Origin of the sequence: Streptomyces sp. NPDC000151 (assembly GCF_040301705.1) — a bacterium.
Lineage (GTDB): Bacteria > Actinomycetota > Actinomycetes > Streptomycetales > Streptomycetaceae > Streptomyces.
In genome coordinates this window covers 147,039-169,430 of record NZ_JBEPFC010000002.1, presented here as the reverse complement: position 1 = coordinate 169,430, position 22,392 = coordinate 147,039, and the positions used below count along the sequence as shown (strand labels likewise).

The window sequence follows — 22,392 nt, the reverse complement described above, 5'->3', positions numbered from 1 at the left end:
CGATCACCTGGGGTGACGCGTGACTCGCGGGTCCGCCGGCCGCGGGTCCGCCGGGAGTCATGTGGCCAGTTTCGCCAACGGGCGATCCGGCGTCAATCGACCGGCACCGCTTCGGTGGCCACAACGGCCGAGGTGTGGCCTCCCGTGCCCTGCCGGTCAGCGGAATCCGTCCTTACCTTGAAGACGACGTTGAAGACCTTGGAGTCCTTGGAGTCCTTGGAGCACCAGGGGATCGCCAAGGGATCACCAAGGGATGGATCGCCACCGGCATCACAAGACGACGGGAACCGAGAACGAGGAGAAGGCCGCATGCCTCTGGACCCCGCATCACAGGCGCTGCTCGCCCGGTTGGCCGAGGCCGAAGGCCCGGCGACCCATGAGTCGACACCGGCCATCGCCCGGATGAGCGGGCCGATCCTCGCCGGCCTGAGTGGACCGGGCCCGGAGGTCGGATCGGTACGGAACCTCAAACTGGACGGAAAGGGCGGCCAGTTCAGAGCCCGCATACTCAAGCCCGACGGCGAACCGAAGGCGATCATCGTGTACTTCCACGGCGGAGGCTGGGTGCTCGGTGACATCGACCTGCAGTACGACCACCTGGGCCGCCAACTGGCGAACACCACGCGCTCGACCGTGGTGCTCGTCAATTACCGCAAGGCTCCGGAGCATCCCTTCCCGGCCGCGATCGAAGACAGCTATGCCGGTCTGGTCTGGGTGGCCGACCATGCCGCGGAGCTGGCGCCCGAGGGTGTCCCGCTGATCGTCGCCGGCGACAGTGCCGGCGGAAACATCAGCGCGGTGCTGACGCTGTGGGCGCGCGACAAGGCGGGGCCGAAGATCGACTACCAGGTCCTGATCTATCCCGTGACCGACTGCGACCTCAACACGCCCTCCTGCCTCGCGCCCGAGAACCAACTGCTGCTCAGCCGGGACACCATGATCTGGTTCTGGGGGCACTACCTCGCGGACGAGGAAGCCCGCAAGAACCCTGACGCGTCCCCGCTGCGCGCCGACAGCCACGCGGGGCTGCCCCCGGCCCTGGTCTACGTGGCCGAGTACGACCCGTTGCACGACGAAGGCGTCGCGTACGCAAAGGCCCTGGAGGCCGCCGGGGTCGCGGTCACGCTCGAAGAGGCCAAGGGCCAGATGCACGCGTACTTCCAGATGGCGAAGCTGCTGCCGGGGTACGACGAGGGGATGCGGCTCGTCGCCGAGCACATCAACGACTTCGTCGCCTCGTACGACAAGGGAGGCGTGCTCCATGCCTGACCACACACCTGACCCCGCGCCGGGTCCCATGCCCGGTCCCATTCCTGGCCCCGCTTCCGGTCATGAGGTGATCATCATCGGTGCCGGGTTCGCGGGCATGTACCAGTTGCACCGGCTGCGCGGGCTCGGCTTCGACGCACGCGTCATCGAGGCCGGCGACGATGTCGGCGGCACCTGGTACTGGAACCGCTATCCAGGGGCGCGCTGCGACATCGAGTCGGTCGAGTACTCGTACTCCTTCGATCCGGAGCTGGAGCAGGAGTGGAACTGGAGCGAGCGGTACGCCGCGCAACCGGAACTGCTCTCCTATGCGCAGCATGTCGCGCAGCGGTACGACCTGCGCAAGGACATCGTCTTCAACTCCCGTGTCGAGAAGCTGGACTGGGACGATGACGCGCGTCGGTGGACGGTGACGACCGACGACGGCACGGCGCGCACCGCGCGGTACGTGATCGCGGCGACCGGATGCCTCTCGGTACCGTCCCGGCCGCGGTTCGAAGGGCTGGCGGACTTCGCGGGAGAGGTGTACTGGACGTCCCGCTGGCCGCACGAGGGCGTCGACCTGGCCGGCAAACGCGTCGCCGTGATCGGCACCGGTTCCTCCGGGCTGCAGACGATCACCGCGATCGCGCCGGTCGTCGGCGAGCTCACGGTCTTCCAGCGCACGCCGAGCTTCGCCGTACCGGCGCACAACGGCCCGAACGACGAGCGGCTGGCCGACGCCAGGACGCGCTACCGCGAGATCCGGGAGTACAGCCGGCTGTCGCGCACCGGATTCCAGTGCCGCAGCGGCACGCGGTCCCTGGTGGAGACCGAGCCCGAGGAGGTCCGGCGCGAGTTCGACACGCGCTGGGCCGACGGCGGCCTGTGCTTCTCCAGCGCCTACCAGGACATCCTCAAGGACATGAAGGCCAATGAGGTCGCCGCCGAGTACGTACGCGGCCGGATCCGGGAAAAGGTCAAGGATCCGCGGCTGGCGGAGAAACTGTCGCCGCGTACGTACCCGATCGCCAGCAAGCGGATGTGCGTCGATACCGGCTACTTCGAGGTCTACAACCAGGACAACGTGTCGCTGATCGACATCAACGAGCAGCCGATCCGCCGCATCGACCGGCGCGGGATCGTCGCGGGCGAGACCCGGCACGAGTTCGATGTGATCATCCTGGCCACGGGCTTCGACGCAATGACCGGCGCGCTGAGCGCCATGAACATCCGCGGCGCGGGCCGAACCCTGCGGGAGAAGTGGGCGCACGGTCCGCGGACGTATCTGGGCGTGATGTCGGCCGGCTTCCCGAACCTGTTCATGGTCACCGGCCCGCAGAGCCCGTCGGTGCTGTCCAACATGATGACCTCGATCGAGTACCACGTCGACTGGATCACCCGGGCACTGGAGTACCTCCGTGAGCACGGCCTGCACCGCATGGAGCCGGCGCCCGACGCCGAGGACAACTGGGTGAACACCACCAACGACATCGCGGCCCTCACCGTGATGCCGCGGGCCGCATCGTGGTACATGGGCGCCAACATCCCAGGGAAACAGCGGGTGTTCATGCCGTTCGCCGGCGGTGTCGGCACCTACAAACAGATCGGTGACGGGGTGGCGGTGGCGCACTACCACGGGTTCGAACTGACCTGAGAGGAGCAGCACCCCTCGCCCTTCCGCGCCCGCGCGCAACCGGCTGCCGATCAGATCGGCAGGTGCGGGCGCAGGCGGTGCGCCGCGGCGGCCACAGCGGCGCCGACCGCGAGCACCGCGCTGCCCATCAGCAGGAAGTAAACGGGCAGCGGGAGCACCGCGGTCAGCCGGTAGAGCTGGCCGCCCAGGACGACGCCGACCGCGGCGAACAGGCCGTTGAGGCCGAGGAACCGGCTCGTGAAACCAGCCGGGGCGACCGCCGCGGCGAGGGCGAGGCCGGCCGGGGCGAGGACGATCTCACCGAAGGAGTACAGCAGATAGACCGCGATCAGCCACGCCGTGGAGACCGGGCCGTCCTGAGCGCGCAGGGCGGCCACGGCCATGACGACGAAGCTCAGACCCGCGACACCCAACGCGCCCGCGACCTTCGTGACCACGGCGGCGCGCCACCGCGACACGAACGCGGCCAGCAGCAGTACGAACAGTGGGTGCACCGACTGGAGCCAGCTCGCCGGCACGTCGAAGCCGAGGACGGTGCGGTCCGTGTGGCGCTCCGCGAAGAGGGCGAGCGCCGAGCCGCTCTGGGCGAAAATCATCCAGAAGGCGGCGGAGGCCGCCATCACGGCCGTGAACGCGGCGAGCGGTTCGCCGTCGACGGGCAGCCGGCGGCGCAGCGCGCGCAGATAGAGGAAGGGCGTGGCGAGGGTGGCCAGGCCCAGCAGTGCCAGCACCGCGGTCAGCGGCAGCACGCCGAGGGCGACCGCGGTGACCGCGGCGGCCGCGACCGCCAGGACCACGGCCGCTCGACGGGCCGCGGTGCGGACCTCGTCGGGCGAGAGCGGGCGCGTCGGGGCACGGCCGACCCCTTCGAAGGCGCGGAGGCCGATGCCGAACTGCGCCAGGCCCGCCGCCATGCCGAACGCGGCAGCGGCGAAGCCGAGGTGCCAGGCGACCTTCTCGGCGAGCAGTCCGGTGACGAGGGGGGCGAGCAGCGCGGAGACCTGAATGCACATGTAGAAGCGGCGGAACGCCTCTTCGCGCCGCTCGCCGCCGCTCACGGCGGCCACCATCGCGGCCAGGGACGGCTTGGCCAGGCCCGTGCCCATGACGATGAGGGCGAGCCCGGCGTAGAGCGTGGGGGCGGGGGTGAGGGACAGGACGGCGTGCCCCGCCGCGATGAGAGCACCGCCGCAGAGCACGGCTCGACGGGCACCGAGCACCCGGTCGGCCAGCCAGCCGCCGGGCAGCTGGGCCATGAAGGTCAGGGACATGTACGTGGCGAACAGCGCGGTGGCCGTCCGGGGGGCCATGCCCATGCCGCCGTCGGCAGGGCTCGCGGTGAGGTACAGGACCAGGATCGCGCTCATCCCGAAGAAGCTGAACCGCTCCCAGAGGTCGACACCGAGCAACGTGCGGAACCCGCGTCGCGTCCCTGGGCCCGGCGCGCCGCCGACCTGCGTGGGCGGCGCGGCCGGGTCAGGCGGCGGCCAGGTCATGGGCGCGCAGCGGCTCCCACCAGGCCCGGTTCTCGCGGTACCAGGCGACGGTCTCGGCCAGGGCCGCGTCGAAGCTCCGCTCCGGCCGGTATCCGAGCTCCGTGCGGATCTTGGTGAAGTCGACGGAGTAGCGCCTGTCGTGTCCCTTGCGGTCGGGGACGGGGTCGACCATCTCCCAGCCGACGCCGCAGGCGGCGAGCAGCCGCCGGGTCAGCTCACGGTTCGTCAGCTCCGTACCGCCGCCGATGTTGTAGATCTCGCCGGGCCTGCCCCGGAGCCGTACGAGTTCGATGCCTCGTACGTGGTCGTCGATGTGCAGCCACTCCCGGACGTTCAGGCCGTCGCCGTACAGCGGCACCTTGCGGCCTTGGAGGAGGTTGGTGACGAAGAGCGGAATGACTTTTTCCGGGAACTGGTGGTGCCCGAAGTTGTTGGTGCAGCGCAGGATCCGCGTGTCCAGGCCGTGGGTGTGGTGGTAGGCCAGGACGAGCAGGTCGCTCGCGGCCTTGGAGGCCGAGTACGGGGACGTCGGGCGCAGCGGCTCCGTTTCGAGGCAGGCGTGGTCCACGGAGCCGTACACCTCGTCCGTGGAGATGTGGACGAAGGTGCCGATGCCGTGCCGCGCGGCCGCGTCGAGGAGGACTTGGGTACCCACTACGTTCGTTCGCACGAAGGGGTCGGCGCCGGTGATCGAACGGTCCACGTGGGTCTCGGCCGCGAAGTGGACGATCTGGTCGTGTTCCGCTGCCAGTTGGTCCACCAGAGCGGCGTCGCAGATGTCACCGTGCTGGAAGGCGAACGCGGCGTTGTCGCGCACCGCGTCGAGGTTGGCCCGGTTGCCCGCGTAGGTGAGCTTGTCGAGGACGGTGACGGCGACGTCGCCGGGGCCGTTGGTACCGAGCAGCGTACGGACGTAGTGCGAGCCGATGAAGCCGGCTCCTCCGGTGATCAGGATCCTGTGGGTCATGAGGAAATCTGCACCTTGCTGTTGTCGCCGAGGATGAGCCGGTGCGCCGCACGGGTCCGGGGCGCGGGAGTGACCTGTACGTTCCGTCCCACGAGGGAGGACTCCAGCCGACGGACGCCGGTGATGGAGGAGTCGCCGAGCACGATCGAGAACTCGATCTCGCTGTCCTCCACCCGGCAGTTGTCGGCGATCGAGGTGAAGGGGCCGACGTAGGAGTGGGAGATCGTGGTACCGACTCCGATGATCGCGGGTCCGACGATGCGTGACGCGCGGATCACGGCGCCTTCGGCGATCTCGACGCGTCCGATGATTTCGCTGGTGTCGTCCAGATCGCCGTCGATCCGGGTGACCAGGGTCTCCAGAATGGTCCGGTTGGCCTCCAGCATGTCCTCGACTCCGCCGGTGTCCTTCCAGTAGCCGGAGATCGTCGTGGAACGGATGTCCTTGCCCTGCTTGATCAGCCATTCGATGGCGTGGGTGATCTCCAGCTCGTCACGCCAGGACGGCTCGATCGCCCGGACCGCCTCGTGGACCGCGGGGGTGAAGAGATAGACGCCGACCAGGGCGAGGTCGCTCTTGGGATGGGTCGGCTTCTCCTCAAGGCCGATCACCCGGCCGGTCGCGTCGAGTTCGGCCACCCCGAAGGCCCGGGGGTCGGGTACCTGGGTCAGGAGGATCTGCGCGTCGGGGCGTTCCTCGCGGAACGTGTCGACGAGCCCGGTGATGCCGCCGAGGATGAAGTTGTCGCCGAGGTACATCACGAAGTCGTCGTCGCCGAGGAAGTCCCGCGCGATCAGCACCGCGTGGGCGAGCCCCAGTGGCTCCTCCTGCGGGAGGTAGGTGACGCGGAGCCCCATCTTCGAGCCGTCGCCCACCGCTTCCCGGATCTCCTGGGCGGTCTCGCCGACGATGATGCCGACCTCTTCGATCCCGGCGTCCGCGATCGCTTCGAGGCCGTAGAAGAGGACGGGCTTGTTGGCCACGGGGACCATTTGCTTCGCCGAGGTGTGGGTGATCGGCCTGAGCCGAGTCCCCGACCCCCCGGACAGGACGAGTGCCTTCACGTGTTCGCTCCGTGGGTCTGCGGCGCAACGCCGGCAAGCGGGTGGGAGAAGCTCACGGTGTTACCGAGTGCGGTACTGAGCGGTCAGCCGCTCCAGGATCGGCACCGTCTCGTTCGGGGAGGGCTCGGCCAGGGCTTCCTGGCGGAGGCGCTCCGCCGCCGCACGGAAGGAAGGCTCCGCCAGTACCCGGACGAGCATTTCGCGCAGCCGGTCCGGCTTCAGTTCCGCCGCCGGAATGCAGAGCCCGGCACCGACGCGCTCCAGGTGTTGGCCCTTGACCGGGGTGTCCCAGGTGGCGGCGATCACGACCTGGGGTACGCCGCACACCATGGCCGTGCCCCAGGTGCCCGATCCGCCGTGGTGGACGATGGCCGAGCAGCTCGGCAGGAGGGCCTGCAGGGGGATGAAGTCGACGAGGCGGGCGTTGTCCGGCACCGCTCGCAGGTTCTCGCGCTGGAGGCTGTCCATCGTGGCGACGATTTCGATGTCGAGGTCGGCCACGGCGTCGAGCAGGTCGGCCTGGGAGACGTAGTCCAGGCCGCGCTCCCGCCCGGCCACACCGAGGGTGAGACAGACCCTGGGGCGCTTCGGGGGCTCGTACACCCACTCCGGTACGACCGAGGGGCCGTTGTACGGCACGTAACGGCTGGGGATCGTCTTGAGGCCGGACTTCAGCCGTGCGCTCTCGGGCAGCAGGTCCACCGTCCACTGACCGGTGACGAGCTCCTCGTCGAAGGTGTCGCCGAAGCGGGCGGCGACACCGCCCAGCCAGTCGGCGAGCGGGTCGCTCCGCCGGTCCGCCGGGCGTGCGCGGTTGAGCGCGAGGAACTCCTCCCTGGCCCGCATCGTCACGTCCTGGCCCCAGACGATACGGCCGTGTGCCGCGCCGACGGCCCGCGCGGCGATGGCACCGGCGTAGGTGCCCAGTTCCCACAGCACCAGCTCGGGCTGCCAGGTGCGGGCGAAGCGCACCATCCCGTCCACGAAGGTGTCGTTGTTCAGTGTGGTGTGGAACCGGTCGACCAGCGATGCGTGCAGCTCGTGGAGGTATTCCCAGGTCAGCGTCTCCGGGGTGGAGAACGTGAAGTCCCACTCCCGGCTGTACGAGGTCACGCCGGACGGGGAGGGGGCGAACATGGCGTGGTCGGTGCCGACCGCGACGGCGGGCAGGCCGGCCTGGACGATGTCGTCGACCAGCACCGGGTGGCCGGCGACCAGCACCTCGTGCCCCGCGTTCTGCAGCGCCCAGGCCGTGCTGACCACCTTGTAGAAGTGCGTCTTGATGCCGACGCAGGCCAGGAGTACTCGCATGATCAACCTCTCGGTGTGCGGGCGGCCACCTCGGCGACCAGGGTGGGGAGCGCGACGGCTCGGTCCGTCACCGGCCGCCAGCCGGTGACGCGGGTGAAGGCGGAGGCGTCCACCTCCATGCCCTGCAGGTCGGTGGCCTCGGCCTCGGCCGGCGGCGGGACCTCGACGACCGGCACGCGGGCCGCCCCTGTGTGGTCCGCCACGGCCGCGGCGATCGCGGTGAACATGTCGCCGAGCGGCTCGCTGTGCCCGGTGCCGATGAGCCAGTGGTGTCCGCCGAGCGCGTCGACGTGGTCGAGCGCGGCGACGAAGGCCCGGGCGACATCCGTCACGTGGATCATCTCCCGGCGCACGGTCCGGTCCCACAGCTCCAGCCGCCGGCCCTCCAGGGCCCGCCGGATCATGGTGACCACCACCCCGCGATCGGCCGCCGTCTCCCGCGGGCCCGGGCCGAAGATGGTCGGCATCCGCAGGGAGACGGCCCGGAGCACGCCCTCGTCGTGGGCGGCCTTCAGCGCAAGCTCGGCCCGGAGCTTCTGCCGGGGGTAGGCGCTCTGGGGTGCGTCCGGCTCCGAACCGTCGATGCGGACCTTGCCGGGGACGCCGACCGACGCCACCGATCCGGCGAACAGCACAGCGGGGCGCCGGCCCGGCACCGCGTTGTTCCGCAACACGTCGATGAGGTCGTGCACCAGGCCGACGTTGACCCGCTCGATGAGCGGGTCGGCACCCGCCGCACGCCACGACGTCGTACTGGCGATCTTCGCGACGAGGTGCACGATGGTGTCCGCGCCCTCGACGGCCGCGGCCAGCTGCGCCGGGTCGGTCAGGTCGGCCGTCACCGGCTCCACCGCGGCCCGGGCGTCGTCCGGTACGGCCGCCGGGCGCCGGGAGACCAGCCGCAGCCGGATGTCCCGCGCGGCCAGCTCGCGGGTGAGGGCGGTGCCCAGATAGCCGGACGCGCCCAGGACGACAACCAGCGGCCGGGTGGCGGCGGCCGTCACAACGCCGCCTCGAGCGCGAGGCTGGTCCGGTAGTCCGGCAGGATGCCCAGGTCGCGCGCCTCGGCCAGGGTGGGGGCCACGGTGTCGCGCTCGGACAGGACCGGCTCGACGCCCTCCACCGTGACGGGCAGTCCGAGTGCCGGGTCCAGCGGGGAAACGGCGTGCTCGTTCTCCGTTACGAACGGCCCGGACATCAGGTACACCATCGCGGTGTCGTCCTCCAGCGCGACAAACGCATGGCCCACGCCGACGGGCAGATACGTCGACCGGAAGTGCTCCTGGTCGAGGAGGACCGCGTCCCACCGGCCGAAGGTCGGCGATCCGACCCGGAGGTCGACGACGAGGTCGAGCGCCCGGCCCCGCGCGCAGTAGACGTGCTTGGCCGTGCCCGGCGGGGTCGTGGTGAAGTGCACGCCCCGGACCACCCCCCTGCGGGAGTGGCTCTGGCTGGCCTGGAAGACGGGGAAGGGGTGCCCGGTCGCGTCGCTGAACAACGGTCGCTGATACGTGGCCACGAACAGGCCACGGTCGTCGGGGAACACCTGGGGGGTGAACTCGAAGGCGCCCTCGACGGCGAGTTCCCGGGCGGTCGCGGCGGCTGCTGTCCTACCTGTCTGTCGGGCCTGTTGGGTGTGTTGGGTCTGTCGGGTCGTCATACGGGGATCCCCTGGGTCCTCACCACTCGACGGCGTGTGAATTGAGTACGGCCATGAGCGTGCGGGCCTGCACGTTCACGTAACGGCCGTACCGCAGCAATGTGTTCAGCTGTCCGGCCGTGAGCCACCGGTAGCCCGGCGGCGGCTCGTCGGGCGCCTCGGTCTCGTCGGCCTCGACGATCAGATAGCGTGCCTGCGCGTTGCGGAAGCGGCCGCCTTCCTCCGAGTGCACGGCCTCGTAGCGGATCCGGTCGGGGCCGGCCGCGAGCACCGAGTCGAGGAAGGGGGGCCGGGCGTCCCCGGTGAGGTGCGCGTAGTGCCGCGGCGTGTACTGGACCGTCGGCGCGAGCTCGATCGAGTCGATGAAACCGGCCTCCACCCGGGCATGCGCGAGGAGGTGCGGGACGCCGCCGAACCTCCGGGTGACGAACGCGATGACCCCGGAGTCCCGGGGTTCGAACAGGGGCTGTGTCCACGCGCCGACTTCGCGGTTGGACGCCTGCACCCGCACGGCGACCACACGGAAGTACCAATCGAGCTCGTGGTCGATGGAGTCCGTGCCGCGCCGCCAGCCGGCCACCCCGGCCAGCGGAATCCTGCGTACGTCGACGGAATGGCGAGACCGCTCCGCCGCGTACCACGACAGCAGCGCGGCATCGGAGTGCAGGGCACCTGTCTCCTCGAAGGGGACGGGGAGGCAGGCGAGCACGGTGCGCGAATCCATGTTCACCACATCGTCACGCCGCAGCAGTTCGCCGAGCTGACCGAGCGTCAGCCAGCAGAAGTCGTCGTCGACCACGACGTCCTGGGTCGTCTCGACGACCACGTTGCGGTTGAACTTCCGGTAGAACCAGGCACCGTGCTCGGACTGCAGCACGTCGACCAGTACGGTCGCATCGGCCGCGCCGGTGAAGTACTCCAGGTACTTCACGTCGGCGCCCCTGTGGGCCTTGGTGTAGTTACTGCGGGTGGCCTGCACCGTCGGCGACAGCTGGAGCAGATTGGTGTTACCGGGCTCCATCTTCGCCTGCATCAGGAAGTGCAGGACGCCGTCGAACTCCTTGGCGAGGATGCCGAGGATGCCGATCTCGGGCTGATTGATGATCGGCTGCTGCCACTCGGGGAAGGGCCCCTCCCCCACGGTGACGTGCAGACCTTCGACGCTGAAGAACCGGCCCGTGTCATGGCGCAGGTTTCCCGTCTCCGGGTCGAACGACCAGGCGTCCATCTCCGCGAACGGGATCCGCTCCACCCGGAACCGGTTCACCATGGAGCGGTACCCGAGCCAGCCCGTGAAGGCGTCGACGGACATCCGGGATCCGGCGTCGCCGGTGGCGGCGGACCGGGCCAGCCGCGCCGGCAGCCCTACGTCCTCACGTGCGCTGAGCGTTGCTGTGGTCGGCATCGGCTCGTCCTCTTCCGTCGTCCGCTCACTCGCCCCACTTCATGTAGATGACCGGCGGCTCGCGGCCCGGCAGCTGCCGGAGCGGGGCGTGGTCGAGGCCGAAGACCTCGCGCAGGGCCGTGGTCTCGCCCGGCCACTTGGGGTGGGCCAGCTCGTCGAACGCGAGGATGCTGCCCTTGGTCAGGTGCGGCCGGATCGCTTCGAGGAGTTCCTTGGTCGGCTGGTAGAGGTCCAGGTCGAAGTAGGCCAGGGCGATGACCGTCTCCGGGTTGTCCTCCAGGTACCGCGGAACGGTCTCGCGGACGTCGCCCTGGACGACGAAGGACCGTTGGGTGTGTCCGAACGGCTCGGACGCCTCGTGGGCCGCGAGGACCTCGCGCAGGTGGTCGACCTCACCCTCCGGCGTCGCGAACCGGCCCGCGACGGCGCTGGTGCTGACCTTGTCGACGTCCTTGATGTCTTCGGGGAAGCCGGTGAAGGTGTCGAAGCCGACGATGCGGCGCAGCGAGTTGTACGGCTCGTAGATGCTGCGCAGGGCCGTGAGGGTGGCCAGGTGGCGGCCGTGCAGCACGCCGAACTCCATGATGGTGCCCGGGACTTCGGGCAGCATGCGGTACAGCGCGTCCATGGAGAGCAGGTCGGCGAGCTGGTGGCGGCGCAGATAGACGGGCAGGTTGTCGATCAGGTATTCCGGCGGGATGGGGCTTTCGACGAGGAGCTTCGTCAGCCGCTCGCGCGCGTCGCGTTCCTGGTCCGACTCGTGGGGAACGATGCTCGGGTCGGTGAATCCGTCCTTGGCCATGAGAAGGCCGGTCCTTTCGTCGGTGAGTCAGGAAAGCCAGGCGTCGGGTGCGGGTCCGCCGCGGCCGACCGGGGGGAAGAGAGCGTCGAGCCGGTCCAGTACGTCCTGGGGCAGTGGCGAGTCCAGGGCGGCCTGGGCTCCGTCCAGGTGGGCTTCGGTGCGGGGACCGATGACGAGCCCGGTCACACCGGGGCGCGACAGGACCCAGGCCATGCCGACCTCCGCGGGGTCCCGCCCGAGGTCGGCGCAGAGCTTCTCGTACGCCTCGATCGTGGCGCGGTGGCGTTCCAGGGCCTCGCTCGCGCGTCCCTGGCCCGATTTGACCGCGGTGTTCTCCCGCAGCTTGCGCAGTACGCCGCTGAGCAGGCCGCCGTGCAGCGGTGACCAGACGAGGACGCCGAGTCCGTAGCTCCGCGCCGCGGGAATCACCTCCAGCTCGGCGTGCCGGGTCACGAGGTTGTACACACACTGCTCGGCGGCGAGGCCGAGGAAGTGGCGCTGCCGTGCGGCCTCTTGCGCGCAGGCGATGTCCCAGCCGGCGAAGTTCGAGGAGCCGACGTAGCGGACCTTGCCCTGGGCCACGAGGATCTCCATGGCCTGCCAGATCTCGTCCCAGCGGACGCTCCGGTCCAGGTGGTGGATCTGGTACAGGTCGATCCAGTCGGTGCCGAGTCGCCTCAGGGACGCCTCACAGGCGGAGATGATGTGCCGTGTGGACAGGCCCTGCTGGTTGGGCCCCTCGCCCATGGGGTCGCCCACCTTGGTCGCGAGGACGACCTCGTCGCGCCGGGCGGGGCGGCCGGTCAGCCAGCTGCCGATGACCTCCTCGGCGTGGCCCTTGTGGACGCGCCAGCCATAGGTGTTGGCGGTGTCGAGGAAGGTGATGCCCCGCGCGACCGCGTGGTCGAGCAGCCGGTGCGCGCCGGGTTCGTCCACTCGGCCACCGAAGTTGACGGTGCCGAAGGCGAGCTTGCTGATCTCCAGCCCCGTCCGGCCGAGCCGGGTGTGGAGCGGGCTGCGGCTCATGTGTCGTACTCCCCACTGCGTCGACGGACCTTGCGCTGTGTGTCTCAGCATGAACAGGCCCTCTCGAACGGACCTGGTGTTCAACTGGACCCGCCGAGGAGGCCCCCGACGCCGGCCCCATGCGGTGTGCGGGTCGGCTCAGCCGAAGATGTGGATGTTCTCCTCGACCCAGTCGCGCAGGGTCAGCGGCGCGGTTCCGGTGATCTTCTCGACGGAGTCGGAGATCTTCCAGTCCCACGCGGCCGACTGGCGCTTGAGCTCCAGCAGGGCCTCCAGGCGGGGGCCGCCCCAGCCCAGGCGGTCGAACTCGGCCTGGGTCTCCGCCTTGGTGCGCTCGACGACCGCGACCTCCTGGCCGAGGGCGGCGCCGACGATCTCACCCTGGCGCTGCGGGCTGAGGGCTTCGCCGCCGGTGAGGGTGTACGCCTGGCCCTCGTGACCCGAGGTGGTGAGGACCTTGGCGGCGACCGAGGCGATGTCCCGCGGGTGGATCATGGCGGAGACCGGGTCGCCCTCGGTGACGTACATGGTCCGCTTCTTGGCGATGGTGTCGGCGTATCCGTAGAGGTAGACCATGAAGGTGCCGGGGCGCAGGAGGGTCCACTCCAGCCCGGACTCCTGGACGACCTGCTCGCCCTGGCGGTGGCCCGAGGTCAACGGGTCGGTGGCGCCGAAGCCGACGCCGCTGGTGGAGAGCTTGACCAGGTGCGTGACGCCGGCCTCGCGGGCGGCGGCGACGAGGGTGCGCTCCTGGACCGGGCCCTCGGGGCCGTAGCCCGGCGGGACGACGAAGACGCGGTCGACGCCGGCCAGGGCGGCGGGCAGCGTCTCGGGCTTGTCGAAGTCGCCGCCGACCACCTCCACACCGACGGGGAAGTCGGCCTTCTCGGGCGAACGGGTCATGGCCCGCACGGGCACGCCGTCAGCGGCGAGTTGGGCGACGAGTTCGCTGCCGACATTGCCGGTGGCGCCGGTTACCAGAATCATTGCGTGGATCTCCTTGGGATGGATGGGCAGCACGGCGGACGCCGTGCGGAAAACGTGCTTGGTGAAGGGGAGTTGGATCAGGACTCGTCGCGGGCGGCGGAGGAGTCGCTCACGGCCGCGTCACCGGACTGCTCGGGCTCGGCGCTGTCGTGGCCGTGCCCGCCGGAGAGCTTGACGTCCTTGAGGAAGAGCGCGGTCACCAGTCCGACGAGGACGATCGGGATCACCGCGTAGAAGATGGCACGGAGCGAGTCCGCGTAGATTTCGGCGACTTCGAGGCGGACGGCGGCGGAGAGGCGGCCGAGGACCTCGGGCGCCAGCGAGCCGTCCTTGTCGAGGTGGACGCCGGATGCGCCACTGAAGCGCTCCTGGAGCCCGGCGCCGAGACGCGCGTTCATCAACGCGGCGAAGAATGAGACACCGAGTCCGGTACCCAGTTGCCGCATGAGGGTGGCGGTGCCCTGTACGGCGCCGATGTCCTGCATGTTCGCGGTGTTGCGGGCGGCGAGGCTCAGCGCCTGGGAGTTGAGGCCTCCGGCGACCCCGAAGAGCAGGACGTACGCGATCGCGAGGGCGACGCTCGTCTCCGGGCCGGCCGTGGAGAACAGCACGGCGGCGACGGCGAACACGGCCATGCTGACCACCGGGAACCAGCGGTAGGAGCCCGTGTGTCCGATGATCTTGGCACTGACCCAGGAGGTCACCACGACGCCGAGCATCATCGCGGTGAGGATGTAGCCGGACTTCTCCACGTCGAGGCCGAGGACGGTCTGGAGCCACAGGACCAGGTAGTTGATCAGGCCCAGGCCGACGAAACCGGCGATGAAGCCGAGGACGACGACAAGGCTGAAGGTCTGGTTGGCGAAGAGCCGAAGCGGGACCACGGGGTCCACCGCGCGGCGCTGCGACAGGATGAACAGCGTCACCGCGAGGACGGATCCGACGGCGAGGCCGAGGATGACCGGCGAGTTCCAGGAGTACGTGACGCCGGCCCAGCCGGTGAGGAGGTTCAGGGCGACGATCGCGACGACGAGGAGGAGGACCCCGGCGTAATCGATGTGGGCGGCCTTCTTGGGCTGGGCGGGCAGGCGCAGCAACGAGGAGATGACGGCCAGGACCAGGATGCCGACGGGCAGGTTGACGAAGAACACCCAGCGCCAGCTGGCGAGATCGGTCAGTACACCGCCGAGGGTGGGGCCGGCGAGCGAGGCGGCACCGAAGGTGATGGAGAACCAGCCGTAGTACCGCGCGCCCTCACGCGGGGAGAACATCTCGCCGATGAGGGCGAGGACGCAGATGAACAGGCCACCGCTGCCCACGCCTTGGAGGACGCGGAAGGTGATGAGCTGACCCATCGTCTGGGCGACGCCGCAGAGCATCGATCCGACGAGGAAGACGACGATGGAGCTCATGAAGACGCGCTTGCGTCCGAACAGGTCGCCGAGCTTGCCGTAGACCGGGACGGCGGCGCTGCCGCCGATGAGATAGCCCGTGGTGACCCAGCCGAACTGGTCGAGTCCGCCCAGGTCACTGACGACGCGGGGCAGTGCGGTGGCGACGATCTGGGAGTCGAGCAGGGAGAGGAAGACCGCCACCATGAGGGTGAGGACGACCGCGTTGGTCTTGACCGACGGAGCCGGTGCGGCAGGGGTGCCGGTGGCAGGCTCGGCTGAAGAGGAAGCCATGAGGAATCCTTGTAATCGAGGAGTGGCGCCGCGATACACGGGCACCGCTCGGAATGAGAGTGCGCAAAACGAAATCGTTGAAGAACGCTGCTCGACTTCAGCAGCGGAGATGGGGTGGTCGGATCTCGTCCGACTCCGGCCTTTCCGGCCCTCTCAACCGTTGATCAGACGCCAGCACATGTGCTGATCACGGTTCTTCGTGGTTCGTCTTCGCTACTCGCCACTCCCTCTCTGCCGATTACAGATGCCCAGTACCGTAGCGGAAGGTCCGTGTGCGGGGCAACCGCGGCCGAGGTCGGCGGAGCTCGCCGACCCCGGGTTCAGGGGACCAGTACGAGCTTTCCGGTGTGCAGGCGCGCCTCCATCAGCTGGTGTGCCCCGGCCGCTTCCGCCAGCGGTATCCGGCTGTGCACGACCGGCGTGACCTGCCCGGACTCGACGTACTCGAGGAGTTCCTTGCGCCCGGCGGCGACCGCCTCGGGCCGGTCCTGGAACAGCGCATAGAGGTTGAAGCCGTGCAGCGACTTCATGTCGACGAAGTCCCAGGGCGAGATGGCCGGCGGGCGCTCGCCCGACGCGCCGCCGTAACACACGATGCGGCCGAAGCGGGCGGCCAGGTGGATGCTGTGCTTCAGTACCTCGTTGCCGACCGTCTCCAGCACGAGGTCGGCGCCCTTGTCGCCGGTTGCCGCCCGGACCTCGTCCACCCAGTCCTCGTGCCCGTAGCAGACCGCGACATCGGCGCCGATGGAGCGGATGAAGTCGAGCTTGGCGGGCGAACCGACCGTGCCGATGATGCGGCCCGCACCGCGGGCGCGGGCGAGCTGCACCAGCAGGTGGCCGATGCCGCCGGAGGCGGCGTTGATCAGTACGGTCTCGCCGGGCCTGAGCTGCCCGACCGTCGTGAGGACGTGGTAGGCGGTCTCCCCCGGACTCGGTAGCGCGGTGGCCTGCGCGGCGTCGATGCTCTTGGGTATCGGGAACACCGTGGCCGCGTACGCGGTCGCGTATTCCGCGTAGGCCCCGTGGCGGACCGGCGCGACGACGCGGTCCCCCACGGCCACGTGGGTCACGCCCGGTCCGACCGCCTCGACGACACCGGCGACGTCACCGGCGGGTGCGGCGGGCAGGGTGGCGGGGCCGCCGATCGGCAGCCCCTGGCGCTTCTGGACGTCGGCGTAGTTGACGCCGATCGCCTCGGCGCGGATCAGCACCTCGCCGCGACCGGGCTCCGGTACGGGGGCCTCCTCAAGGCGCAGCACGCCCGGGTCGCCGTGCTCGTAGTAACGGACGACGCGCATGGTTCCTCCACGGAATCGGGGTTCGGTCGTCACCACGTGACGGGGACAGTACGGAAGCCGCTGAGCAACCGCCCGGGCATCCACTCGAGTTCGTCCTCGGTGCACGCGAGCTTCAGCGTGGGGAACCGGTCGAACAGGTTGGTCAGAGCGATCTGCATTTCCATGCGCACCAGCGCGGCGCCCAGGCAGTGGTGGATGCCGTGTCCGAGGGTGAGGTGGCGGGTGTCCGCGCGGTGGATGTCGAGGCGTCCGGCGTCCGGGAAGCGCTCTTCGTCCCGGTTGGCGGCGCTGATCGCGGCGAGGACTCCACTGCCCGCGGGAATGGTGGTGTCCCCGAAGGTCATGTCCTCCAGCAGGATCCGGTAGGCGGCGCCGTCGCCGGGACCCTGGTACCGCATGAGCTCCTCGACCGCGTTGGGCATGAGCTCCGGATGCTCGCGCAGCTCGGCCAGCTGCTCGGGGTGCAGCAGCAGCGTCGCGACGCACAGTCCGATCTGCAGGAACGTCGTCTCGTGGCCGGCCATGAGCAGTTGGGTGGCCGTGGACACCAGCTCCCCCTCACTGAGCTGGTCGTCCACGTCACGTGCCGCGACGAGCGCGCTGAGCACGTCGTCGCCCGGAGCGCGCCGCTTGTCCGCGACGAGCGAGCCGAGGTACTCGCGCAGTTCCTCGGCGGCGGCCCGGATCTCGTGGGCCGGATTGTTCTCCAGTACGAGGAACGCCTCGGACCACTTGCGGAACCGGGACCGGTCGCCTCGCGGCACGCCCAGCAGGTCGCAGATCATGTTGATCGGCAGCGGATGCGCGTACGCCTCGACGATGTCGGCCGAGTCGCCGCCCCGCTCCATGGCGTCGAGCAGTTCGTTCGTCAGCCGGTGGATGCGGGGACGGAAGCTCTCCACCAGTTCGGGCGTGAACGCCTTGGCGACGAGCCGGCGCAGCCGGGTGTGCTGCGGCGGATCCGTGAAGTTGAGGCTTTCCAGCGGCGGCCAGTTGGTCATCAACGGCACGCCGGGGCGGTGCAGATCGGCGCTGCACCGCGGGTCGAGCAGGACGCGGCGTACGTCCTCGTAACGGCCGACCATGTAGCCGGGCGAACCGCTGGGCATCGTCAGCCGGGCCACACGCTCCTCGCGCAGCGCGGCGAAGTCGGCCGGACAGCGGGTCGGGTGGTCCCGGTGGAAGGGAAAGGTGAACTTCGGTGCTTCTTCGGTCATCGGAGTCTCTTCGCTTCTGCGGACCTGCCGGCGGGCGTCACGCGCCGCCGGTGACCCGGATGGTCTGGCCGTTGATGTTGCCGTTGGCACGGGAGCCGAGGAAGACGACCGTGTTGGCCACGTCCTCGGGCACCGAGAGGCGGCCCGACGGGAGGGTCTTCGCCTTGGCCTCCAGCGCCGCGGCCGGGGCGATCCGGCGGACGTTCTCGGTCATGGTCTGACCGGGAGCGACCACATTGACCAGGATGTTCTCCGGGGCGAGCTCCCAGGTGAGGCTCCGGGCGATGCCCAGCAGACCGGCCTTGGCCGCACCGTAGGCCGCGCCTCCGCGCATCCCGTAGTCCGCGAGGCCCGAGGAGATCATGACGATGCGGCCCCACTCGCGGCCGCGCATGGCCGGCAACGCGGCGGCGATCGTGTGGAAGGTCGCGTCGACGGTGGTGCGCAGCACTTCCTGCCACAGCTTCGGGTCGGCGTCCTCGAAGTCGGGCATCGCCCGGCCGGGGCGCGGGATGCCCTCGGACCACACCACGGCGTTGCTGACCAGGACGTCGATTCCGCCCCAGGCGTCGGCGACGGTCCTGACCGCGTCCCGGATGACGGTCTCGTCGTCCAGGTCATAACGCACCGTCAGGGTCTCGGCAGCACCCGCCTCGCGGGCGAGCCGGGCCGTCTCCTCCGCGCCTTCCCGGTTGCTGTGGTAGGTGATCGCCACTCGGGCGCCGTCCGCCCCGTAGGCGATGGCCGTGGCCCGTCCGATGCCCGAGGATGCCCCCGTCACCAGCACTGCCTTGTTACGGAGATCGGTCTCCATCAGTCACTCCATTCCAGCGGATTGTCGGTTCGGTCGCTGCGGACGTCCGGCAGCTCAGACCTTCTTCGCCACGCCGGCCAGCGCGTGCGCCTCGGCGCCGAAGCCCTCGGGGTCGCCCTCCGGGCCGATGCGCCACAACGGAACCGGCACCACGCCCGGGTCAATGAGTTCAAGGCCCTCGAACAGCGCGTTGACCTCGTCGATGTCCCGCCAGTACACCTCGCTGACGTTCTCCTGGTAGGTCTGCGCCGCGGAGGCGGGCACGTCCTCGGCGGCCGGCTTCTTCTCCATGCCGGCGTGCGAGATGACGACGTAGCTGCCCGGCGCGAGCTTGTCGGTGAATTCGCGCAGCATCGCCTTCGGGTCGTCCGCGTCGCTGATGAAGTGCAGTACCGCGGCGAGGATGAGCGCGACGGGGCGCGAGAAGTCGATCAGGTCCTCGGTCTCCCGCGCGGCGAAGATGCCGGCGGGCTCGCGCAGGTCGCCCAGCAGGGAGGCGGCCTGCGCGTTGCCCGCCAGGATGGCCTTGCCGTGGGCCACCGCGACCGGGTCGATGTCCACGTACAGCACGCGACTGGCGGGGTTGTTCTCAAGGGCCGTCTCGTGCACGTTGCCCTCGGTCGGGATGCCGGAGCCGATATCGAGGAACTGGTCGATGCCGAGCTTTGTCAGCTCCTCGACGGCACGGCGCAGGAACGCGCGGTTGGAGCGCAGGGTACGCGGCAGCAGCGGGTTCTTGTCCGCGATGGACTTGGCGACCGCGACATCGGCCGGGAAGTTGTGGGTGCCGCCGACCCAGTAGTCGTAGACCCGGGCGATGCTCGGCTTTTCGATGTCGACCTCGGGCGGTGCCCAGGACGGACGGTTCACGGGAGTCTCCTCATACGGCAGGCGTACGGAACGGGGCGGGCGCGGACCACGCGGGTCAGCGCAGGCGGACCGGCAGGGAGGCCAGTCCGCGCAGGTTGAAGCTGGGCCGCCAGGACAGCTCGCCCTCGGGCGTCGCGAGGCTCAGTCCGGGGAATCGGCGGAACAGCTCGCTGAGCACGATGCGGCCTTCGAGCCGGGCCAGGGGCGCGCCGATGCAGTGGTGGATGCCGTGGCCGAACGCCAGGTGCCCGGAGTTCTTCCGCGTGATGTCGACGCGGTCGGGGTCGTCGTAGCGCTTCGGGTCGCGGCCCGCGGCGCTCAGCGAGATCGTGAGGAACTCGCCCTTGGGGATCAGTACTTGGCCCAGCTGGATCGGCTCCAGGGTGAAGCGCCAGGTGGCGTTGGCCAGCGGCGCGTCGACGCGCAGGAACTCGTCGATCGCGCTGTCCCACAGGCCCGGATCGGCGTCCAGCAGGGCACGCTGGTCGGGGTTGGTCAGCAGCGCCAAGGTGCCGGTGTTGAGCAGGTTGACGGTGGTCTCGTGGCCGGCGACGAGCAGCAGGAAGGCCATCGAGATCAGTTCGACCTCGTCGAGCTGCTCGCCCTCGTCGGTCGCCTCGATGAGCGCGGTCAGCATGTCGTCGGCCGGGTTCTCGCGCTTGGCGGCGATGAGGGCGCGCAAGTAGGCGACCATGTCCTGGCTGGCGTCGAGCGCTTCTTCGGTGCCCTGGCCGGAGGTGAGCAGGTTGGACCAGCGGCGGAACCTGTCGCGGTCCTCCGGGGGCACGCCCAGCAGCCAGCAGATCACGGTGAAGGGGACGGGGAAGCTGAGGGCGGCCATCAGGTCCGCCTCGTCCCGGCCCTCCAGGGCGTCCAGCAGCTCGGTGACCAGCTCGGTGATCCGCGGCCGCAGCGCCTCGACCTGGCGCATGGTGAACGCCTTGGCGACGAGCTTGCGCAGGCGCGTGTGGTCCGGCGGATCGCTGTCCAGCATGGTGGTGCTCAGCTCGGTCGCGAACTGCTTGCGGGTTCCCCGCTGCGCCTGAAAGTGCGCCTGCTTCTCCGGGTCCACGAAGTTGTGCGGGACCAGGCCGTAGCCGACGCGCATGTCCTTGCTCACCCGCGGGTCGGTCAGCAGCGCCTTGGCGTCCTCGTAGCGGGTCACCAGCCACGTCTTGAGGCCGTTGGGAGTGGCCACCAGGCGTGCGGGCGACTCCTCGCGCAAGGACGCGAGCGTGGGGTGCGGGTTGCGGATGAAATCGGAGTCGAACAGCTCTAGCACTGTGCTCGTCGGCGCGGCACTGGCCACGTGGGGCTCCCTCGAATGACGGCGGATTCGTGCGTTCAGTTCGCGGATGCTTGCTTTTCCCGGGTCTCATTCAGCCATAGGAGTAAGGGAGTTCCCACCCCGGTCGAGGCTGCTTCGACCGCGCTTCAAGCGGAATTCCAATCCCGGATTCGCCGCGGTTTCGCGTGGGCGGCGCTCAGTAGCTCGCGAGCACCTTGTAGATCTCGAAGGGACGCTCGCGAGCGGTGTCCCGGAACTCGCGCAGCGGAGCCGTCTGGTCCTTGTGCTCCGGGCCGGCCTCCCATGTTTCGAAGGACTCCCAGCTGTCCCAGTGGCTGACCACGGCGTAGCTGTCGGGCCGGCCCACCTGGTGCATCAGCTCATTGCCCAGCAGGCCCGGGGTCCCGGCCATGCGACGGCTGGCCTCGTGGTACGCGGCCATGATGGCGGGCCCCCGGTCGGTGAGGTGATGGAGCACCACCTGCACCGCCGGGGCGGCGGGGGCGCTCACGCGGCCGCGCCCGCGAGGCTCGCGACGACGTGCATGGTCGTCATGGAGCCCCCGCTGCGGTACGGGTGGAGCTTGGTGCGGTGCTGAAGGTGGCGGTCGCTGGTCTCGAAGGCGCGGAACCGGGGCTCGTCGAGCCAGTCGCTCACGATGTAATAGACCTCCTCCTCGCCCTGTTCGACACTGCGGGAAAGCCATTGCCCGATGTTGGCCGGGTGACTGGTGACGGATTCCCCGACTTCTTTCCACACCCGCTCGAATTCGGCGCCCATACCGGGCTTGATCTGCATGCGCAGCATGACTCGGAATACGGGCCCAGACACCTCAGATTCCCCCGTCGACGTTGAGCGTCTCGCCGGTGATGTACGCGGAGAGGTCGCTGAGCAGGAAGAGGACCGGTGCGGCCAGCTCCTCGACGGTGCCCAGGCGGGCGAGCGCCGTCTTCTGGGAGTAGGTGGCACGCAGTCCCTCGGCGCGCTCCGCCGGCATGTCGGCGAACGCCTCCGTCTCGATGACGCCGGGCGCGACGACATTGACGCGGATGCCCTTGCCGCCGAGCTCCTTGGACAGCGAGCGGGTCAGGCCGATCATCGCGGACTTCGCGGCGGTGTAGTGGGCGCGCAGCGGGATGCCGGCGGCGGCGCCGCGGGAGCCGATGTTGACGATCGAGCCACCCGGGCCGAGCAGGGGCAGGGCCTGCTGGATGACCCGGTACGAAGCGGTGAGGTTGGTGTCGATGACCCGCGACCACTCCTCGGCCGGCAGGTCGGCGAAGGGGATGTGGGTGATCGTGCCGGCGTTGTTGACGACGCCGTCGAGCCGCCCGAATCGCTTCCCGGCCTCCTCGACGAGCCGGTCCACCTGGGCGATCTCGCCGACGTCGGCGCGGATGACGTGGTGCTGTCCGCCGGTCTCCTTGAGCTCACGGCGCAGGCTCTCCACGTATTCGCTCTCCTGGCGGTAGCAGGTGAGCACGTCGGCGCCCGCGCGTGCCGCGGCCAGCACGATGGCGCGGCCGATGCCGCGGGTGCCTCCGGTGACGAGCAACTTCTTTCCGTGCAGGGCGAGTTCCATGGTGTTTCCTTC

At 69.7% G+C, this 22,392-nt stretch carries 22 protein-coding genes; 2 read left to right on the top strand and 20 right to left on the bottom strand.

Annotated elements, in window-relative coordinates:
• Nucleotides 1-92 precede the first annotated feature (92 nt).
• Nucleotides 93-239 carry a hypothetical protein gene (locus ABT381_RS01720; RefSeq protein WP_351586462.1) on the bottom strand — a complete coding sequence of 49 codons (147 nt, stop codon included), beginning with the start codon at nt 237-239 and terminating at the stop codon, nt 93-95.
• Between the two features lie 70 nt (nt 240-309).
• Here ABT381_RS01720 and ABT381_RS01715 point away from each other — a divergent pair, with 70 nt between their 5' ends.
• Together ABT381_RS01715 and ABT381_RS01710 are read left to right on the top strand one after the other, a co-directional pair.
• Nucleotides 310-1,269: an alpha/beta hydrolase gene (locus tag ABT381_RS01715; RefSeq protein ID WP_351586460.1), complete on the top strand. Its 960-nt coding sequence runs from the start codon at nt 310-312 to the stop codon at nt 1,267-1,269.
• 67 nt (nt 1,270-1,336) lie between these two features.
• Nucleotides 1,337-2,905: a flavin-containing monooxygenase gene (locus ABT381_RS01710; protein WP_351586458.1), complete on the top strand. Its 1,569-nt coding sequence runs from the start codon at nt 1,337-1,339 to the stop codon at nt 2,903-2,905.
• Nucleotides 2,906-2,955: 50 nt separating this feature from the next.
• Here the strand turns inward: ABT381_RS01710 and ABT381_RS01705 are convergent, their stop codons facing one another.
• From ABT381_RS01705 to ABT381_RS01615, 19 genes are all read right to left on the bottom strand, one after another.
• On the bottom strand, nt 2,956-4,401 hold the full coding sequence (locus ABT381_RS01705; protein ID WP_351586456.1) for a peptide MFS transporter: 1,446 nt from the start codon (nt 4,399-4,401) through the stop codon (nt 2,956-2,958).
• Nucleotides 4,382-5,368, bottom strand: a complete 987-nt coding sequence (gene rfbB, locus ABT381_RS01700) for a dTDP-glucose 4,6-dehydratase (RefSeq protein WP_351586454.1) — start codon at nt 5,366-5,368, stop codon at nt 4,382-4,384. Before rfbB ends, ABT381_RS01705 begins: the two co-directional genes overlap by 20 nt.
• On the bottom strand, nt 5,365-6,432 hold the full coding sequence (locus tag ABT381_RS01695; RefSeq protein ID WP_351586452.1) for a glucose-1-phosphate thymidylyltransferase: 1,068 nt from the start codon (nt 6,430-6,432) through the stop codon (nt 5,365-5,367). Before ABT381_RS01695 ends, rfbB begins: the two co-directional genes overlap by 4 nt.
• A 60-nt stretch (nt 6,433-6,492) precedes the next feature.
• Nucleotides 6,493-7,743 (bottom strand): activator-dependent family glycosyltransferase, encoded by a 1,251-nt coding sequence (locus ABT381_RS01690; protein ID WP_351586450.1) that lies wholly within the window; start codon nt 7,741-7,743, stop codon nt 6,493-6,495.
• Between the two features lie 2 nt (nt 7,744-7,745).
• Nucleotides 7,746-8,747, bottom strand: coding sequence for an NAD-dependent epimerase/dehydratase family protein (locus ABT381_RS01685; protein WP_351586448.1), 1,002 nt, complete (start codon nt 8,745-8,747; stop codon nt 7,746-7,748).
• Entirely contained in the window at nt 8,744-9,403 is a 660-nt protein-coding gene (locus ABT381_RS01680; protein WP_351586446.1) for a dTDP-4-dehydrorhamnose 3,5-epimerase family protein, read from the bottom strand. The genes ABT381_RS01685 and ABT381_RS01680 overlap by 4 nt, the downstream gene beginning before the upstream one ends.
• Nucleotides 9,404-9,422: 19 nt before the next feature.
• A complete protein-coding gene (locus ABT381_RS01675) occupies nt 9,423-10,808 on the bottom strand; it encodes an NDP-hexose 2,3-dehydratase family protein (RefSeq protein WP_351586444.1) in 1,386 nt (461 codons plus the stop codon).
• Between the two features lie 25 nt (nt 10,809-10,833).
• Nucleotides 10,834-11,610, bottom strand: a complete 777-nt coding sequence (locus ABT381_RS01670) for a class I SAM-dependent methyltransferase (protein WP_351586442.1) — start codon at nt 11,608-11,610, stop codon at nt 10,834-10,836.
• A 27-nt stretch (nt 11,611-11,637) separates the two neighbouring features.
• Nucleotides 11,638-12,636, bottom strand: a complete 999-nt coding sequence (locus tag ABT381_RS01665; RefSeq protein ID WP_351586440.1) for an aldo/keto reductase — start codon at nt 12,634-12,636, stop codon at nt 11,638-11,640.
• Nucleotides 12,637-12,774: 138 nt separating this feature from the next.
• Nucleotides 12,775-13,623, bottom strand: a complete 849-nt coding sequence (locus tag ABT381_RS01660) for an SDR family oxidoreductase (RefSeq protein ID WP_351586438.1) — start codon at nt 13,621-13,623, stop codon at nt 12,775-12,777.
• Between the two features lie 77 nt (nt 13,624-13,700).
• Complete coding sequence (locus tag ABT381_RS01655; RefSeq protein WP_351586436.1) at nt 13,701-15,308, bottom strand: MDR family MFS transporter; 1,608 nt, start codon at nt 15,306-15,308, stop codon at nt 13,701-13,703.
• Nucleotides 15,309-15,628: 320 nt separating this feature from the next.
• Nucleotides 15,629-16,609, bottom strand: a complete 981-nt coding sequence (locus ABT381_RS01650) for a quinone oxidoreductase family protein (RefSeq protein WP_351586434.1) — start codon at nt 16,607-16,609, stop codon at nt 15,629-15,631.
• Between the two features lie 29 nt (nt 16,610-16,638).
• Complete coding sequence (locus tag ABT381_RS01645; RefSeq protein ID WP_351586432.1) at nt 16,639-17,826, bottom strand: cytochrome P450; 1,188 nt, start codon at nt 17,824-17,826, stop codon at nt 16,639-16,641.
• Nucleotides 17,827-17,863: 37 nt separating this feature from the next.
• A complete protein-coding gene (locus ABT381_RS01640; protein ID WP_351586430.1) occupies nt 17,864-18,640 on the bottom strand; it encodes an SDR family NAD(P)-dependent oxidoreductase in 777 nt (258 codons plus the stop codon).
• Nucleotides 18,641-18,694: 54 nt separating this feature from the next.
• Nucleotides 18,695-19,510, bottom strand: a complete 816-nt coding sequence (locus tag ABT381_RS01635; RefSeq protein WP_351586428.1) for an SAM-dependent methyltransferase — start codon at nt 19,508-19,510, stop codon at nt 18,695-18,697.
• Nucleotides 19,511-19,565: 55 nt separating this feature from the next.
• Nucleotides 19,566-20,819: a cytochrome P450 family protein gene (locus tag ABT381_RS01630; protein ID WP_351586426.1), complete on the bottom strand. Its 1,254-nt coding sequence runs from the start codon at nt 20,817-20,819 to the stop codon at nt 19,566-19,568.
• Nucleotides 20,820-20,994: 175 nt separating this feature from the next.
• A complete protein-coding gene (locus ABT381_RS01625; RefSeq protein ID WP_351586424.1) occupies nt 20,995-21,309 on the bottom strand; it encodes an antibiotic biosynthesis monooxygenase family protein in 315 nt (104 codons plus the stop codon).
• On the bottom strand, nt 21,306-21,605 hold the full coding sequence (locus ABT381_RS01620; protein WP_351586422.1) for an antibiotic biosynthesis monooxygenase family protein: 300 nt from the start codon (nt 21,603-21,605) through the stop codon (nt 21,306-21,308). The genes ABT381_RS01625 and ABT381_RS01620 overlap by 4 nt, the downstream gene beginning before the upstream one ends.
• 25 nt (nt 21,606-21,630) lie before the next feature.
• Entirely contained in the window at nt 21,631-22,380 is a 750-nt protein-coding gene (locus ABT381_RS01615; protein WP_351586420.1) for an SDR family NAD(P)-dependent oxidoreductase, read from the bottom strand.
• Nucleotides 22,381-22,392 lie beyond the last annotated feature (12 nt).